13 protein-coding genes and 2 tRNA genes are annotated in these 14,999 nt (G+C 70.2%); 7 read left to right on the top strand and 8 right to left on the bottom strand.

The window, feature by feature from the left end; translation table 11 throughout:
- Window positions 1-3 precede the first annotated feature (3 nt).
- Window positions 4-1,092: a YlbL family protein gene (locus ACY0PA_RS27515; RefSeq protein WP_473080276.1), complete on the top strand. Its 1,089-nt coding sequence runs from the start codon at window positions 4-6 to the stop codon at window positions 1,090-1,092.
- A 65-nt stretch (window positions 1,093-1,157) separates the two neighbouring features.
- On the opposite strand, the gene ACY0PA_RS27520 is transcribed toward ACY0PA_RS27515, so the two are convergent.
- Complete coding sequence (locus ACY0PA_RS27520; protein WP_473080277.1) at window positions 1,158-1,700, bottom strand: PPA1309 family protein; 543 nt, start codon at window positions 1,698-1,700, stop codon at window positions 1,158-1,160.
- A 140-nt stretch (window positions 1,701-1,840) separates the two neighbouring features.
- Between ACY0PA_RS27520 and ACY0PA_RS27525 the strand changes: the two genes are divergently transcribed.
- From ACY0PA_RS27525 to ACY0PA_RS27540, 4 genes are all read left to right on the top strand, one after another.
- A complete protein-coding gene (locus ACY0PA_RS27525) occupies window positions 1,841-4,795 on the top strand; it encodes a UPF0182 family membrane protein (RefSeq protein ID WP_473086450.1) in 2,955 nt (984 codons plus the stop codon).
- A 43-nt stretch (window positions 4,796-4,838) separates the two neighbouring features.
- A tRNA-Met gene (locus ACY0PA_RS27530) sits at window positions 4,839-4,912 on the top strand.
- A gap of 210 nt (window positions 4,913-5,122) precedes the next feature.
- Window positions 5,123-6,991 carry a tetratricopeptide repeat protein gene (locus ACY0PA_RS27535; RefSeq protein WP_473080278.1) on the top strand — a complete coding sequence of 623 codons (1,869 nt, stop codon included), beginning with the start codon at window positions 5,123-5,125 and terminating at the stop codon, window positions 6,989-6,991.
- A gap of 141 nt (window positions 6,992-7,132) precedes the next feature.
- A tRNA-Met gene (locus ACY0PA_RS27540) sits at window positions 7,133-7,206 on the top strand.
- 70 nt (window positions 7,207-7,276) lie between these two features.
- Here the strand turns inward: ACY0PA_RS27540 and ACY0PA_RS27545 are convergent.
- From ACY0PA_RS27545 to ACY0PA_RS27560, 4 genes are all read right to left on the bottom strand, one after another.
- Window positions 7,277-8,410: an ABC transporter substrate-binding protein gene (locus ACY0PA_RS27545; RefSeq protein ID WP_473080279.1), complete on the bottom strand. Its 1,134-nt coding sequence runs from the start codon at window positions 8,408-8,410 to the stop codon at window positions 7,277-7,279.
- 31 nt (window positions 8,411-8,441) lie between these two features.
- Window positions 8,442-9,305: an ABC transporter permease gene (locus ACY0PA_RS27550; RefSeq protein ID WP_473080280.1), complete on the bottom strand. Its 864-nt coding sequence runs from the start codon at window positions 9,303-9,305 to the stop codon at window positions 8,442-8,444.
- Window positions 9,302-10,084, bottom strand: coding sequence for an ABC transporter ATP-binding protein (locus ACY0PA_RS27555; RefSeq protein ID WP_329570501.1), 783 nt, complete (start codon window positions 10,082-10,084; stop codon window positions 9,302-9,304). The genes ACY0PA_RS27550 and ACY0PA_RS27555 overlap by 4 nt, the downstream gene beginning before the upstream one ends.
- Window positions 10,085-10,270: 186 nt before the next feature.
- Window positions 10,271-10,687, bottom strand: a complete 417-nt coding sequence (locus ACY0PA_RS27560; protein WP_473080281.1) for a Fur family transcriptional regulator — start codon at window positions 10,685-10,687, stop codon at window positions 10,271-10,273.
- 162 nt (window positions 10,688-10,849) lie between these two features.
- Here ACY0PA_RS27560 and ACY0PA_RS27565 point away from each other — a divergent pair, with 162 nt between their 5' ends.
- Window positions 10,850-12,331 carry a catalase gene (locus tag ACY0PA_RS27565; RefSeq protein ID WP_473080282.1) on the top strand — a complete coding sequence of 494 codons (1,482 nt, stop codon included), beginning with the start codon at window positions 10,850-10,852 and terminating at the stop codon, window positions 12,329-12,331.
- A gap of 91 nt (window positions 12,332-12,422) precedes the next feature.
- On the opposite strand, the gene ACY0PA_RS27570 is transcribed toward ACY0PA_RS27565, so the two are convergent.
- Window positions 12,423-12,824, bottom strand: coding sequence for a CBS domain-containing protein (locus ACY0PA_RS27570; protein ID WP_473080283.1), 402 nt, complete (start codon window positions 12,822-12,824; stop codon window positions 12,423-12,425).
- A gap of 199 nt (window positions 12,825-13,023) precedes the next feature.
- Complete coding sequence (gene hisN / locus ACY0PA_RS27575; protein WP_100595971.1) at window positions 13,024-13,818, bottom strand: histidinol-phosphatase; 795 nt, start codon at window positions 13,816-13,818, stop codon at window positions 13,024-13,026.
- Between the two features lie 132 nt (window positions 13,819-13,950).
- Between hisN and ACY0PA_RS27580 the strand changes: the two genes are divergently transcribed.
- Window positions 13,951-14,556: a TetR/AcrR family transcriptional regulator gene (locus ACY0PA_RS27580; protein WP_473080284.1), complete on the top strand. Its 606-nt coding sequence runs from the start codon at window positions 13,951-13,953 to the stop codon at window positions 14,554-14,556.
- A gap of 55 nt (window positions 14,557-14,611) precedes the next feature.
- Here the strand turns inward: ACY0PA_RS27580 and ACY0PA_RS27585 are convergent, their stop codons facing one another.
- Complete coding sequence (locus tag ACY0PA_RS27585) at window positions 14,612-14,935, bottom strand: DMT family transporter (protein ID WP_473080285.1); 324 nt, start codon at window positions 14,933-14,935, stop codon at window positions 14,612-14,614.
- Window positions 14,936-14,999: the final 64 nt, after the last annotated feature.

Here is a 14,999-nt window from a genome sequence, read left to right on the forward strand (position 1 = left end):
TCCATGCCACGCCGCACCGCGACGATGCTCGCCTCGACCCTGATGCTGATCGCGCTGCTCTGCGCGGGAGTGCTCATCAAAGTTCCGTACGCGGAGATGACCCCGGGACCGACGGTCAACACGCTCGGGGACCACGACGGCGAGCCGGTGCTCCAGGTCTCCGGCCGGAAGACGTATCCGACGACCGGTCACCTGAACATGACGACGGTCCGGGTCACGAGCGCCGACTACAACATGAACCTCGTCTCGGCGGTCTACGGCTGGCTCGCGCACGACAGCATCGTCGTGCCGCACGCCACGCTCTACCCCGACGGCAAGACCGAGCAGCAGTCCTCGCAGGAGAACGCCGAGGAATTCAGCCAGTCCCAGGAGAGCGCCAAGGTCGCCGCCCTGGACGAGCTGAAGATCCCCGTGAAGTCCTGGGTGATCGTCCAGTCGGTCATCAAGGGCAGCCCCTCCGAGGGACGGCTGCACGCCGGTGACGTGATCAAGGCCGTCGACGGCGCCGAGGTCGAGAAGCCGGCCGACGTCGCGAAGCTCGTCACCAAGCACAAGCCGGGCGAGGACGTCACCTTCACGATCGTGCCCGTCAAGGAGGCGGCCGCCGCCGAGAAGGAGGGCAAGCAGCCCACCCGCACGCAGAACGTCACGGTCACCACGGAGAAGGCCAAGGACGGCCGCGCGATCGTGGGCATCCAGGCCGGAACCGATCACACGTTCCCGTTCGCCATCGACATCAAGCTCGCCGACGTCGGCGGCCCCAGCGCCGGACTGATGTTCGCGCTCGGCATCGTCGACAAGCTGACGCCCGAGGACCTCACCGGCGGCAGGTTCGTGGCCGGCACGGGCACCATCGACGACGACGGCAAGGTCGGCCCGATCGGCGGCATCCAGATGAAGACCGTCGGCGCCCGCGGCAAGGGCGCGCGCTACTTCCTGACGCCCAAGGACAACTGCGCCGAGGCGGCCAGGGACGTTCCGGGCGGACTCACCCTCGTCAAGGTCAACACCATCGACGACGCGATGAACGCCCTCAAGGACATCCGCTCGGGCAACACCGCCGACCTGCCGAAGTGCACGGTCAAGGGCTGACACGAGGTTCATGAAGGGGGCGCCGCACACTGTGCGGCGCCCCCGTTTTCGTTGCGGCGCGGGTGCTATTCGGCGAACGTCGCCGCGAGGGCCTCGGCCAGGCCCGGGACCAGGTCCGACCCGGTGAGGACCTCGTTGGGGGAGTCCTTCTCGCGCAGGCGCAGCGCCGACTCGCGCGCACCGTCACGCAGTACTGCGACCGTCATCCGGACCTCCTGACGGCCCGGGTGCTTCGCCACCCAGTCGGCGAGCTGCGCCTCACCGAGCCCCTCCGGAACGGACGCCTCCGCGGACGGCGGCAGCATCAGCCGCTCCACCGTCAGGGCGCAGCCGACGACCGCGTCGGGCCAGGCGATGGTGCCGAGGAACTCGTCGAGCGGCTTGTCGGCGGGCACCTCGTCCTGCTCGATCGGGGTGAAGGCCGCGGCCTCCTGTTCGCCGTCCAGGCCGAGCTGGGCGGCGAGGCCGGGTTCCTGGGCCCGCAGACGGGCGGTGTCGACGAGGGCGAAGAGGCGGGCGGGCTGGTCCCAGCCGAGGCCGGAGGCGTACTCGTCGATCTCGAGTACGGCCCGGGTGAGCGGGCTGGCTGCCATGGGAGTGTTGGACATGGTCACAATCCTGCCTCGTTAGTACCCGGAACCGGGAACTGAGTAAAGCGTGAGTAAGTTGCATAGGTGATGGGTCCGCGATCACGGGGGCCTGACCGATCGATTTCGAACTTTTCGAGGTGCGCACCTTGGCTTTCCAGATGCCGGACCGCGGCGGAGGCCCGACGGGGCCACGGATGAGAGTGGGCCGGCCGTCCCGGCGCGTCCGTTCCCTGCTCATGACGCTCGGCGTCCTTGCCGCACTGGGCATGGCGTTCGTCATGTTCGCAGGGTTCTGGACCGACTGGCTCTGGTACCGATCGGTCAACTACTCGTCCGTTTTCACGACCACCCTGTGGACGAAGATCGGGCTGTTCTTCGTCTTCGGACTGCTGATGGCGATCGCCGTCGGACTGAACGTCTGGCTCGCGCACCGGCTGCGGCCCCCGCTGAGCGCCATGTCGATGGAGCAGCAGAGCCTCGACCGGTACCGCATGAGCATCGCGCCCTACAAGAAGTGGCTGTTGCTCGGCATCACGGCCCTGGTCGGCCTCATCGCGGGCGCCTCAGCCGCCACCCAGTGGCGCACGTGGCTGATGTGGGTGAACGGCGTGCCGTTCCACCAGAAGGACCCCCAGTTCCACCTCGACGTGGCCTTCTACGCGTTCGACCTGCCGTGGTACCGGTTCCTGCTCGGCTTCGGCTTCGCGGCGACGATCCTCTCCCTGATCGCGGCCGCGCTGACCCACTACCTGTACGGCGGGCTGCGGATCACCAGCCCGGGCGCGCGCGCCACCGCCGCGGCCACCGGTCATCTCTCCGTGCTGCTCGGCGTGTTCGTGACCCTCAAGGCGGTCGCGTACTGGCTCGACCGGTACGGGCTCGCGGTGAAGTCCAGCGACTTCAAGGCGACGGACAACTGGACGGGCCTGCGATACGTCGACGCGAACGCGTATCTGCCGGCCAAGACCATCCTGTTCTGCATCGCCGCGATCTGCGCCGTGCTGTTCTTCGCGACGCTGTGGCGGCGCACCTGGCAGCTGCCCGTCATCGGCTTCGGCCTGATGGTGCTCTCGGCGATCCTGATCGGCGGCCTGTACCCGGCCATCGTCCAGAAGTTCCAGGTCCAGCCGAACGAGCAGTCCAAGGAAGCCCCGTACATCGAGAAGAACATCGAGGCGACCCGCAAGGCGTACGGGATTGCCGGGGTGTCCCCGGTGGACTACACCGGCAAGGGCATGGTCAAGGACTCCAACAAGCAGCGCACGGATGCCGACTCGGCGGCCAGCTACCGGGTCAACGATCCGAACGTGGTCTCGCCGACGTTCCAGCAGCTGGAGCAGGAGCGGAAGTACTACCAGTTCCCGAAGACCCTTGACGTCGACCGCTACAAGGGCCAGGACACCGTCATCGGCCTGCGCGAGCTCAACCTCGCGGGCGTCGAGAAGCGGAACTGGATCAACGACCACTTCACCTACACGCACGGCTTCGGAGCGGTCGCGGCCAAGGGCACGCAGACCGACCCGGACTCCCCGGGCGCACCCCTGTTCACCGAGTCGGGGCTGCCCGCGGGCGGGACCCTGGGCTCGTACCAGCAGCGGATCTACTACGGCGAGAAGACCCGCCAGTACTCGATCGTCGGCGGGCCCCAGAAGGAGCTCGACTACGAGCAGGACGACGGCACCCAGAAGACCACGAGCTACAGCGGCAAGGGCGGCGTCAGCCTCTCCAACCCGATCAACCGCGCCGCGTACGCGGTCTCCTTCAGCGAGCCGCAGATCCTGTACTCGGGAGCCATCGGCGACGGCTCGAAGATCCTTTACAACCGCACGCCCAAGGAGCGCGTCGAGGCGGTCGCCCCCTGGCTGACCATCGACGGCGACGCGTACCCGGCGATCGTCAAGGGCAAGATCCAGTGGGTCGTCGACGCGTACACGACGTCGAACGGATACCCGTACGCGTCCCGTACGACGCTCGGTGACACGACGGCCGACTCCCTCAACGAGGGCGACAACCAGCGCGCGGTGGTGGCCCAGCAGAACCAGGTCAACTACATCCGCAACTCGGTGAAGGCCACCGTCGACGCCTATGACGGCACGGTGAAGCTGTACACGTGGGACGACAAGGACCCGGTCCTCAAGACCTGGAAGAAGGCGTTCCCCGGCACGGTCGAGCCCAGGAGCGCGATCCCGCAGGAGCTCAAGGACCATCTGCGGTATCCGCAGGACATGTTCAAGGTGCAGCGCGAGCTGCTGTCCCTGTACCACGTCACGGACTCCGACCAGTTCTACAACGCGTCCGACGCGTGGCAGGTCCCGAACGACCCGACGAAGAAGGACAACAGCGCGGTCCCGCCGTACTACCTGTCCATGAAGATGCCGGGCCAGAACGACCAGCAGTTCTCGCTGACGACGACGTTCACCCCGAGCGGGCGCCCCAACCTGCGCGCGTTCATGGCGGTCGACGCCGATGCCACCAGCAAGGACTACGGCACGATAAGACTGCTGCGGGTCACCGAGGACAAGGTGTACGGCCCGGAACAGGTGCAGAACAAGCTCAACTCCCTGTCGTCCGTGGCGAACTTCGTCCGCGACATGAAGGGCGCCGACTCGACGGTCCTGTACGGCAATCTGCTGACGGTGCCACTCGACAAGGGCTTCCTCTACGTCGAACCGATCTACGCACAGGGCCGCAACGCGGAGTACCCGCTGCTGCGCAAGGTCGCGGTCTCCTACGGCGACAGAACCGGATTCGCCGACAACCTCGGGGACGCGCTGAACCAGGCGTTCGGTGTGGACGGCGCGCAGCCGGCCGAGCCGGAGAAGCCCGGTGGCGACACGACGAAGCCACCGGAGAACTCCACGGTCAAGGAAGCCCTTGCGGACGCGGAGAAGGCCTTCGAGGAGGGCCAGGCCGCCATGAAGAAGGGCGACCTGCACGCCTACGCCGACGCGCAGGACAAGCTGGAGGATGCCCTCAAGCGCGCCGACAAGGCACAGTCCGCGGCCGACAAGGCGGCCGGCGACGGCAAGGGCGCCGACAAGTCCAGCGACAAGAGCGCTGATCAGAGCGCCGACAAGGACACCAGCAAGAACAGTGGGGGTTCGAGCAGCTGAGCGAAGACCCACCTCGCGCCGTGGTACGGTTTGAACACAACGGCGCGGGGTGGAGCAGCTCGGTAGCTCGCTGGGCTCATAACCCAGAGGTCGCAGGTTCAAATCCTGTCCCCGCTACTGAAGACGAAGGCCCGGATCCTGATCTTTCAGGATCCGGGCCTTCGTCGTGTGCGCGGGAAACGTCCGTCCGTGCGAAGCGTGCCTCTCCCGGGGGTAGTTGAGGTTTCTGTGTTTCACTTATCTCTCTGTGGGCATGTCGACAAAACGCTGAAGTGACCTCACTGGCTGCGGTATACCAGGTGTACCCAGGTTGCAGGTGGTGCGACGATGGACGTTATGGGGGACAAGGCAACTCTGTTGGAGACAGGGCGGTTTGTGCAGCCGGCCGACCGGGAGGAACCCGGGGCGGCCGCCGAGGAAGCACGTCATCGGCCGGCCGCCGAGTCCGGCGACGTCGAGGCGATGAGTGTCCTCGGAGCCATGCTGCTGCGCCGCGGTGACCTCGACGGAGCCGAGCCCCAGCTGCGCGCTGCCACCGCCGCGGGCGACCGCGCCGCCGCCAACAACCTCGGTGTCCTGCTGCACCAGCGTGGATACGCGGACGAGGCCGCCGGCTGGTGGCGCGTCGCCGCCGTCGCCGGATCCGCCCCCGCCGCGCACGCCCTCGGCCGCCACCACCGTGAACGCGGCGACGAGCCCGCCGCCGAGTACTGGCTGCGGCAGTCCGCCGAACAGGGCCACGCCCTCGGCGCGTACGCGCTCGCCGACCTCCTCGAACACCGCAGCGACGTCGGCGCCGAGCGCTGGATGCGCGCCGCCGCCGAGCACGGCCACCGCGAGGCCGCCTACCGGCTCGCCCGCACCCTCGACCGGCGCGCCGCGCACGAGCGCCCCGAGGGAGCGCTCCGTGGTGCGCCCGCGCCCGCCGACGACGAGAGCGGCGCCCCCGGCGACGCGAGCGCGACCGGCGCCCGCAGGAAGATGCCCGCGGCCGCGGAGGCCGAGCAGTGGTACCGGCAGGCCGCCGCGCGCGGACACCGCCGGGCCGCCCTGCACCTCGGCGCAATCCTGGAGAAGCGCGGCGAGCTCAAGGAGGCCGGCCGCTGGTACCTGAACTCCGCGAAGGACGGCGAGGCCCGGGCCGCCTGCGCGCTCGGTTTCCTGCTGCGCGACGCCGGTGACGAGGAGAGCGCGGGGGTCTGGTGGCTGCGCGCCGCCCAGGAGGGCGATGGCAACGCTGCCAACGCGCTCGGCGCCCTGCACGCCCAGCGGGGCGAGACCCAGACCGCCGAGCGCTGGTACCGCGCGGCCATGGACGCGGGCGACATCAACGGCGCGTACAACCTCGGCCTGCTCTGCGCTGAGCAGGGCCGCACCACGCAGGCCGACCAGTGGTACCGGCGTGCCGCGTACGCGGGCCACCGCGAGGCGGCGAACGCGCTGGCCGTGCTGCTCCTGCAGGGCGGCGACGCGGCGGGCGCCGAGCCGTGGTTCTCCAAGGCCGCCGAGGCGGGCAGCGTGGACGCCGCCTTCAACCTCGGCATCCTGTACGCCGGCCGGGACGACGAGGTCGCCGCCCTCCAGTGGTACGAGCGGGCCGCGGCGGGCGGGCACACCGAGGCCGCGCTCCAGGCCGGGATCGCCCGGCTGCGGGACGGCGACGAGCGGGCCGCCGAGCGGCATCTGCGGTGCGCCGCCGGCGGGGGCAGCGCCGAGGGCGCGTACCGCCTGGCCACGGTCCTCGACGCGCGGCAGCCCCCGGTCGGGCCGCCCGCGCTCGGCGAGTGCGTCAGTGAGCGCGCCGAGTGCGAGGAGTGGTACGAGCGGGCCGCCGAGCAGGGGCACAGGCGCGCACAGGTGCGGGTCGGCATGCTGGCCGCGGCGCGGGGCGACATCGTCCGCGCGGCGCGCTGGTACCGCGAGGCCGCGGAGGCGGGCTCGCGCAACGGCGCGTTCAACCTCGGGCTGCTGCTCGCCCGCGAGGGGAGCGAGCCGGAGGCCGCGCTGTGGTGGACGCGCGCCGCCGACGCCGGGCACGGGCGCGCGGCGCTGCGGCTCGCGCTGCTGTGCGCGCGCCGCGGCGACCTCGTCGAGGGGCAGCGGTGGGCGCACCGGGCCGTGGAGCTCGGTCCGGCCGAGGTGTCCGAGCGGGCCGGGCGGCTGCGGGACGCGCTGCGGTCGGAGCTGTCCGCGTAACGGAGGCGTATGGGGGGTGTGGCGGGGTGCCTGACCGGTCTCCGCCACACCCCCGTCAGACCCTCATTTCGCCCCCGCAGGCCAGGCGCCGGAAGGGATTTGCGCTGGTCGGGGGCGTTCACGTACAGTCGTGTTTACCGACGCGGGGTGGAGCAGCTCGGTAGCTCGCTGGGCTCATAACCCAGAGGTCGCAGGTTCAAATCCTGTCCCCGCTACTGAAGGCCTGAGGCCCGGAACCATTGGTTCCGGGCCTCAGCTCTGTGTCCCGGCCGGATCAGCCCGGCGTCACGGCTTGTGGCCCACCGCCTCCCCGTACAGCGCCCGGTCCACGACCCTGTCCTCCGCAAGGGGGTCCCCCTTGGAGACGCCCGCCGCGCGGTACGCGGCCTGGAGCCGGTCCGTCGTGCCCGCCCTGATCTCCCAGTCCATCCGCAGCGACGGCGTCGACTCCAGTACGGCCTTGTCGGTCTTCAGGAGCCCGGCGAGGCCGTCGACGAACGCCGGGTCCTTCTTGTAGTCGCCCGCGAAGTACGTGTTCACCGTGCGGATGTACGCGCGCAGGAACGCGACCCCGGCGTCCGGGTCCTCCTTGAGGAGCTTCGGGCCGAACAGGAGACCGCCGAGGGGTTCGCCGAGCGGCTGGCCGCCCAGGAACGCGAACCGCTTGTCGCCGTCGACCTTGCGCCACACCGGGTCGAGCAGCCAGGCCGAGTCGACCCCGCCGTTCTGGAGCGCGGTCAGCACGTCGGCCGAGCCGAGCTGCTGGAACTGGATCTTGTCGAGCCCGCCGCCGTGCTTCTTCAGCGCCTTGTCCATGGGGTACGAGATGACCGAGCCCTTGCCGATCATCGTGCCGAGCCTGCGCCCCGCCATCGGGACGTGGTCCGGGCTCTGCCCCTTCTTCAGGCGCACCCACATACCGCTCTTGGACTTCGGGTCGGGGGAGAAGTTCCCGGCGACCCACTTGATGTCGAAGCCGCCGCTGATGCCGTTCATCACCGCGGCCTCGGGCGCCGCCCACTGCGCGTCGATGTCCCCCTTGGCCAGCAGCGGGAGCGCGTCCGGGGTCGGCAGGACCTTCAGGGTGACGTCGAGGCCCTCCTTCTTGAACTCGCCCTTCTGCACGGCCAGTTCGAGCGGGGCCACGTACTCGGCGCTCAGGGTGCCGGTCGCGATGGTGAGCTTGCGGGTCTTGGCGAGCTTCACCGGGGCCGGGGCGCCCTTGTCGCAGCGGGCGGGTGCGCGGTCGGCGGTCAGGTCCGACGGATCGGTCCAGGCGTTCTTCCCGCAGCCCGCCACCGCCTTGACCGTGCGGGGCTTCGCGGCCGTGTCCGACGCGGAGGTGCCGCCGCCGCAGCCGGCCGAGGTGAACAGGACGCCGGTCGCGAGGAGGGTCGTACAGACGAGTCTGGTGCGCATGGATTCTCCCTACGGGAAGGGACGGTGGAGGTCAGGACTGGCCGCGGCCGCGGTCGCGCGGCGCCCACGGAGTGAGCAGCCGGCCCGCGATGCGCACCAGTTCGGAGAAGACGACGCCGAGCACGGCGACACAGACGATGCCGACGAACATCACGTCGTTCTGGAAGAGGGCGCGGGCGTCGAAGATCAGGTGGCCGAGGCCGTTCGTGGCCGCGATCTGCTCGGAGGCGACGATCACGAGGACCGCGACGCCCGCGGCGATGCGGGCGCCGACCAGGACCGCGGGCAGCGACGCGGGAAGCAGGACGTGCCGGAACATCTGCCACGGCGAGGCGCCGAAGACCTGCCCGGCGTCCCGGTGGCCGGAGGGGACGGCGAGCACCGCCGCCATCGTGGAGATCCAGACGAAGAAGAAGACGGTCGTGGCGACCAGCGCGATCTGCGGGCCCTCGCCGAGGCCGAACATGTTCAGGAAGATCGGCAGCAGGGCCAGCTTCGGGACGACGTAGAGCGCGTCCAGCATCGGTTCGAGGGCGGCGCGCACCACGGAGAGCGAGCCCATCAGGAGGCCGAGGGCGTATCCGGTGACGGTGCCGATCGCGTATCCGGCGAGTACGCGCTTGAGGGTGGCCCACACGTCCGGCCACAGGTCGCCGTCCGCGGCGCGGTGCCAGCCGTCGACGAGGATCGTGGACGGCGCCGGGTAGACACGGTCGTCGATCCACGCCTGGGTGGCGGCGAGCTGCCACAGCAGGACCAGGACGAGGGGGACGGCGACGGCAGCTGACAGTTCGAGGGCGCGGCGCCTGCGGTGGGTGCGGGCGGGGTGCAGCTCCTGCGGGCCCGGCCGTCTGACCAGGAGCGTCGTGTCTTCCTTCGGGGCGGTCGTCGTCATGCCGGGACCACCTCGTCGCGGCGTACCTCGCCCCTCAGCAGATCCCACAACTCGCCCTTCAGCGCCGTGAATTCGGGCGTCGAGCGGATGTCGCCGGTGCGCGGCCGGGCGAACGGCGGACGGCGTTCGGCGATGATGCGGCCGGGCCGTGCCGACATCACGAGGACGCGGTCGCCGAGCACGATCGCCTCTTCCAGGCTGTGAGTGATGAAGAGGGTGGTGGTGCGGGTGGTCTGGGTGAGGTCGAGGAGCTCGTCCTGGAGGATCGTGCGCAGCTGGGCGTCGAGGGCCGCGAACGGCTCGTCCATGAGGAGGATCTCGGGCTCGACGGCGAGCGCGCGGGCGATCGCGACGCGCTGGCGCATGCCGCCGGACAGCGCGGCCGGATAGGCATCGGCGAAGTCGGCGAGGCCCATGCGGGTGAGCCAGTCGGTGGCGCGGGCGTCGGCCTCGCGGCGGGGGACCTTCTGGATGTCGAGGCCGAAGCGGACGTTGGCCAGGACCGTCTTCCAGTCGTAGATCCCGTAGTCCTGGAAGATCATCGCTGCCGGGCGGTCGCTGTCCGTGCGGATGGCCAGCTCGCCCGCGGTGGGCCGCAGCAGGCCGGCGGCGATGCGCAGGAGGGTGGACTTCCCGCAGCCGGAGGGACCGACTACGCAGGTGAACTCGCCGGGGGCGATGGTCAGGTCGAGGGGGCCGAGGGCTGCCACCGTGCGGTGGCCTCGGCCGAAGGACCGGGTGAGTGTGCGGGCCTGGAGTTTGGGGTGCGGCTCTCCCACGGTTTTCCTCCCGGGGTGCGGTGGAGGTGGGCGCCGCCGACGATATGACGGGTCGTCAGATTGGGGAAGGGGGCGGGTTGTTGAGATACGGACCAAAGGGGCGCGCTGGGGGGCCCGGTGAAGAGGGGTGCGCGAGGAGGGCCCGCACCGTCCGGTGCGGGCCCTCCTCGGAAAGGGCGGTGTGCGCTACGCCGACGCGCAGTTCGGGCAGACGCCCCGGTACGTCACCTCGACGTCCGAGACCGTGAAGCCGAAGCGCTCGGAGTCGGGAAGGTCGGTGAGGGGGTTGCCGCTCGGGTGGACGTCCCGGATCGCGCCGCACCGGGCGCAGACCAGGTGGTGGTGCGGGCGGTGCGCGTTCGGGTCGTAGCGCTTGGCGCGCTTGTCCGTGGCGACCTCGATGACCTCACCGAGGGAGACCATCTCGCCGAGCGTGTTGTAGACGGTCGCCCGGGAGATCTCGGGGAGTCTGGCGACGGCGAGCGAATGCACCTCGTCGGCCGTCAGGTGGACATGGTCGCCGTCGAGGACCTCGGCCACGACGCGCCGCTGCGCGGTCATACGCCAGCCGCGTCCGCGCAGCCGTTCCAACAGGTCACTCATGAGGGCCAGCCTAACAGGCGGAGGGACCAGGTCCCGAACGGGTGTGACTTTGGAAGCTCACTTGACTTAGACAATGTCCATTGTAGGATCGAAACTGGCTTTGGCCAAGGGACAGGACTTGCAGCAGATGAGGGCGCGGCAACAGCCGCTCCAGTGGAGCCGGTGCTCGCACCGGGGCAGGAGGCGCACGTGACGTCGCAGGGACCGCTCACCACGGAGGCCGGCGCGCCGGTCGCCGACAACCAGAACAGCGAAACCGCGGGCGTCGGTGGCCCGGTACTCGTCCAGGACCAGGCGCTGCTGGAAAAGCTCGCGCACTTCAACCGCGAGCGCATTCCGGAGCGCATCGTGCACGCCCGTGGCGCGGGTGCGTACGGCACCTTCACGCTCACCCGGGACGTCTCGCAGTGGACGCGGGCCAAGTTCCTCTCCGAGGTCGGCAAGCAGACCGAGACGTTCCTTCGGTTCTCCACCGTCGCGGGCAGCCTCGGCTCGGCGGACGCCGTGCGTGACCCCCGCGGCTTCGCGCTGAAGTTCTACACCGAGGAGGGGAACTACGACCTCGTCGGCAACAACACCCCGGTGTTCTTCATCAAGGACGCCATCAAGTTCCCCGACTTCATCCACACGCAGAAGCGCGACCCGTACACGGGCTCGCAGGAGGCCGACAATGTGTGGGACTTCTGGGGCCTGAGCCCCGAGTCGACGCACCAGGTCACCTGGCTCTTCGGCGACCGCGGCATCCCGGCGACGCTGCGCCACATGAACGGGTACGGCTCGCACACGTACCAGTGGAACAACGAGGCCGGCGAGGTCTTCTGGGTCAAGTACCACTTCAAGACCGACCAGGGGATCAAGAACCTCAACCCCGACGAGGCCGCGAAGCTCGCCGGTGAGGACCCGGACTCCCACCAGCGCGACCTGCGCGAGGCCATCGAACGCGGCGAGTTCCCGTCCTGGACCGTGCAGGTGCAGATCATGCCGGCGGCCGACGCGGCGACCTACCGCTTCAACCCGTTCGACCTCACCAAGGTGTGGCCGCACGAGGACTACCCGGCGATCGAGATCGGCAAGCTGGAGCTCAACCGCAACCCGGAGAACATCTTCGCCGAGGTCGAGCAGAGCATCTTCTCGCCGGCGCACTTCGTGCCGGGCATCGGCCCGTCGCCCGACAAGATGCTCCAGGGCCGCCTCTTCGCGTACGGGGACGCGCACCGCTACCGCGTCGGTATCAACGCCGACCACCTGCCGGTGAACCGCCCGCACGCCACTTGGGCGCGTACCAACTCCCGTGACGGCTACCTGTACGACGGCCGCCACAAGGGCGCGAAGAACTACGAGCCGAACTCCTTCGGCGGCCCGTTCCAGACGGACCGGCCGCTGTGGGTGTCGACACCGGTCACCGGCGGCACCGGCAACCACGAGGCCCCCTCGCACGCCGAGGACAACGACTTCGTGCAGGCGGGCAACCTCTACCGCCTGATGTCCGAGGACGAGAAGGCCCGTCTGATCGAGAACCTCGCGGGCAACATCGCGGGCGTCTCCCGCGACGACATCGCCGAGCGCGCGATCGGCAACTTCCGCCAGGCGGACGGTGACTTCGGCAAGCGCCTCGAGGCCGCGGTCCAGGCCCTTCGCGGCTGACCGGGACGCTTGACGCAGGCAGAGGGCCGGCTCCCATCGGGGGCCGGCCCTCTTGTTCGCGTTGTTCGCGCACAGCGGTGCCGTACGCGGATCAGCTCACCAGCGTCGTCGACGCGCGGCGGGCCGGGGCCCAGCAGCGGATGATGTCGCGGACCGACACGATGCCGACCGGCTCCTGGTCGTCGAGCACGATGAGATGCCGGAAGCCGCCGTGCGTCATGGCCTCGGCAGCCTCCTGGAGCGTCCACGCCGGGGCGGCGAAGACGACGTCGGTCGTGGTGTGGGTGCCGGCGATCTCGTGGTCCGGGTTCTGGCCGAGGCCGAGTGAGTTGAGGATGTCGCGCTCGGTCAGAATGCCGATCCCGCAGGTGTCGGGGTCGAGGACGACCGCCGCGCCGACGCGGCGCTCGGACATCAGCCGGGCCGACCTGCGCAGTGTGTGGGCGGGGCCGATGGTGAGGACCATCGTGCTCATGGCGTCGCGGACGAGCATGGGCGTGAGCCACCTCCTTGGTGAATCCGCGACCTCCGGGATGCCGAAGGATTGCCTCCGGTCCCGACTTGGAGAACGGATTCACAAGTTCACAAGTGGGGGAACTCTCAGAGTCGCAGCCGTTCGGTCCGTCAACAAGGGGGCGCGGAAGGTCCGTTGCGCCGCTACGGAGCTTCCGCGCGCCGTGGCGGCGCGACGCTCACGTCTGCAGGTAGCTCAGCAGCTCGCCGTGGAGCAGGCCGTTCGACGCCGCCGCGTTGCCGCTGTGCGGGCCGTGGCGCCCGTCGAGGCCGGTGAAGACGCCGCCCGCCTCCGTCACGATGATCGCGTTCGCCGCCATGTCCCACAGGGAGAGCTCGGGCTCCGCCGCCATGTCGACCGCGCCCTCGGCGACCATCATGTACGGCCAGAAGTCGCCGTATCCGCGCGTGCGCCACACCGCGCGCGTGAGGTCGAGGAAGCCGTCGAGCCGGCCCTGCTCCTCCCAGCCGCTCAGCGAGGAGTACGCGAAGGAGGCGTCCGCGAGGCGCCCGACCTTGGAGACGTGCAGGCGCGAGGCCGACGTCAGGCTGCGGCCCGTGTAGGCGCCCGCGCCCTTCGCCGCCCACCAGCGGCGGCCGAGAGCCGGCGCGGAGACGACGCCGACCACCGGCTGGTAGCCGCCCTCGCCCGCCTCCATCAGTGAGATGAGCGTCGCCCAGACCGGCACGCCTCGTACGTAGTTCTTGGTGCCGTCGATCGGGTCGATGACCCAGCGGCGCGGGCCCGTCCCCTCGATCCCGTACTCCTCGCCGAGGATCGCGTCCCGCGGCCGTGCCCGCTTCAGCTGACCGCGGATGAGCTCCTCCGCGGCCTTGTCGGCCTCGCTCACCGGCGTCATGTCCGGCTTGGTCTCGACCTTCAGGTCGAGGGCCTTGAACCGGTCCATGGTCGCGGCGTCGGCGGCGTCCGCGAGGACGTGGGCAAGACGCAGATCATCGTGATAGTCGGGCATGGATGAACAGTATCGATCGAGGTCGGTCCGGGGCCACAGGGCGCCGGGCCCGGCGGTCCACGCGGGCTATTGACAGGGCACGCGGGCGCGTCAACCCTGGCGGTTGAGCCGCTACGGCGTGGGGAGGCGACGATGCCCACAGCGCGGGAGTCCTTGCTGGACGCGGCCGGTACGGCGCTGGCCGGGCGACCCTGGCCCCTGGTGCGGATGATCGACGTGGCGGCCGTCGCCGGGGTGTCCCGGCAGACCCTCTACAACGAGTTCGGCAGCAAGGACGGGCTCGCGCGGGCCCTGGTCCGGCGCGAGGCCGACGCCTATCTGGCGGGCGTCGACCGGGCCCTGAGGGAGGCCGGGATCGAGGCCGTCGCCGAGTGGACCGTCACCGCGGCCGGCTCCAGCGCGCTCGTACGGGCCGTGCTCACCGGCTGCTGGGGCGAGCGGCTGCCGGCCCCGGCGCTCACGGGGGTGCCCTCGTCGTCCACCGTGCCCGCGCAGCGCCGGGCCGATGGGCCGCTCCCCGGGCCCGGCGACCTGGTGAAGCTGGTCCGCGAGCGGGCCGCGGCCGCGTTCCGTTCGGCGGGGCGGCCGCGGGCGGAGGCGGACCATCTGGCCCGCGACTGCGACCTGGCCGTCCGGCTCGCCCTGTCCTGTCTGCTCGCCCCCGAGGCCGACGGCGGCGTCGCGCGCCTCGTACGGGACGCGCTGACGCACCGCAGGACGGGCGCCGCCGTCATCTGACGTGAACGGCCCATCGGAGAAGCCGAGTTGACGGTACGAGGCAGCTGCTGACGGCTCAGTGCGCCGAGCCCGACAGCTGAAGCCCGATCACACCGACGATCACGAACGAGATCGAGACGAGCTTGAGGGTGGAGACCAGGTCGTCGAGGAAGACCATGCCGTAGATCGCGGTGCCCGCCGCGCCGATGCCCGTCCACACCGCGTACGCGGGGCCCACGTCGAGCTTGCGCAGCGCGAGCGTGAGGAGGCCGAAGCTGCCGAGGGCGAAGCACGCGAACGCGATCGTCGGCCAGAGCCGGGTGAAGCCGTGCGAGAGCTTCAGGCAGACCGCGAAGCCGGTCTCGAGAATCCCCGCCACGATGACCAGCAGCCACGCCATGTGCTTGCCTCCATCATCTTCGACTTCCGTGACCGCTTCGTACGGTTTCGATCTTGCGTCCGGC

The sequence above is a fragment of the Streptomyces sp. DS1-CR2 genome (assembly GCF_055760475.1).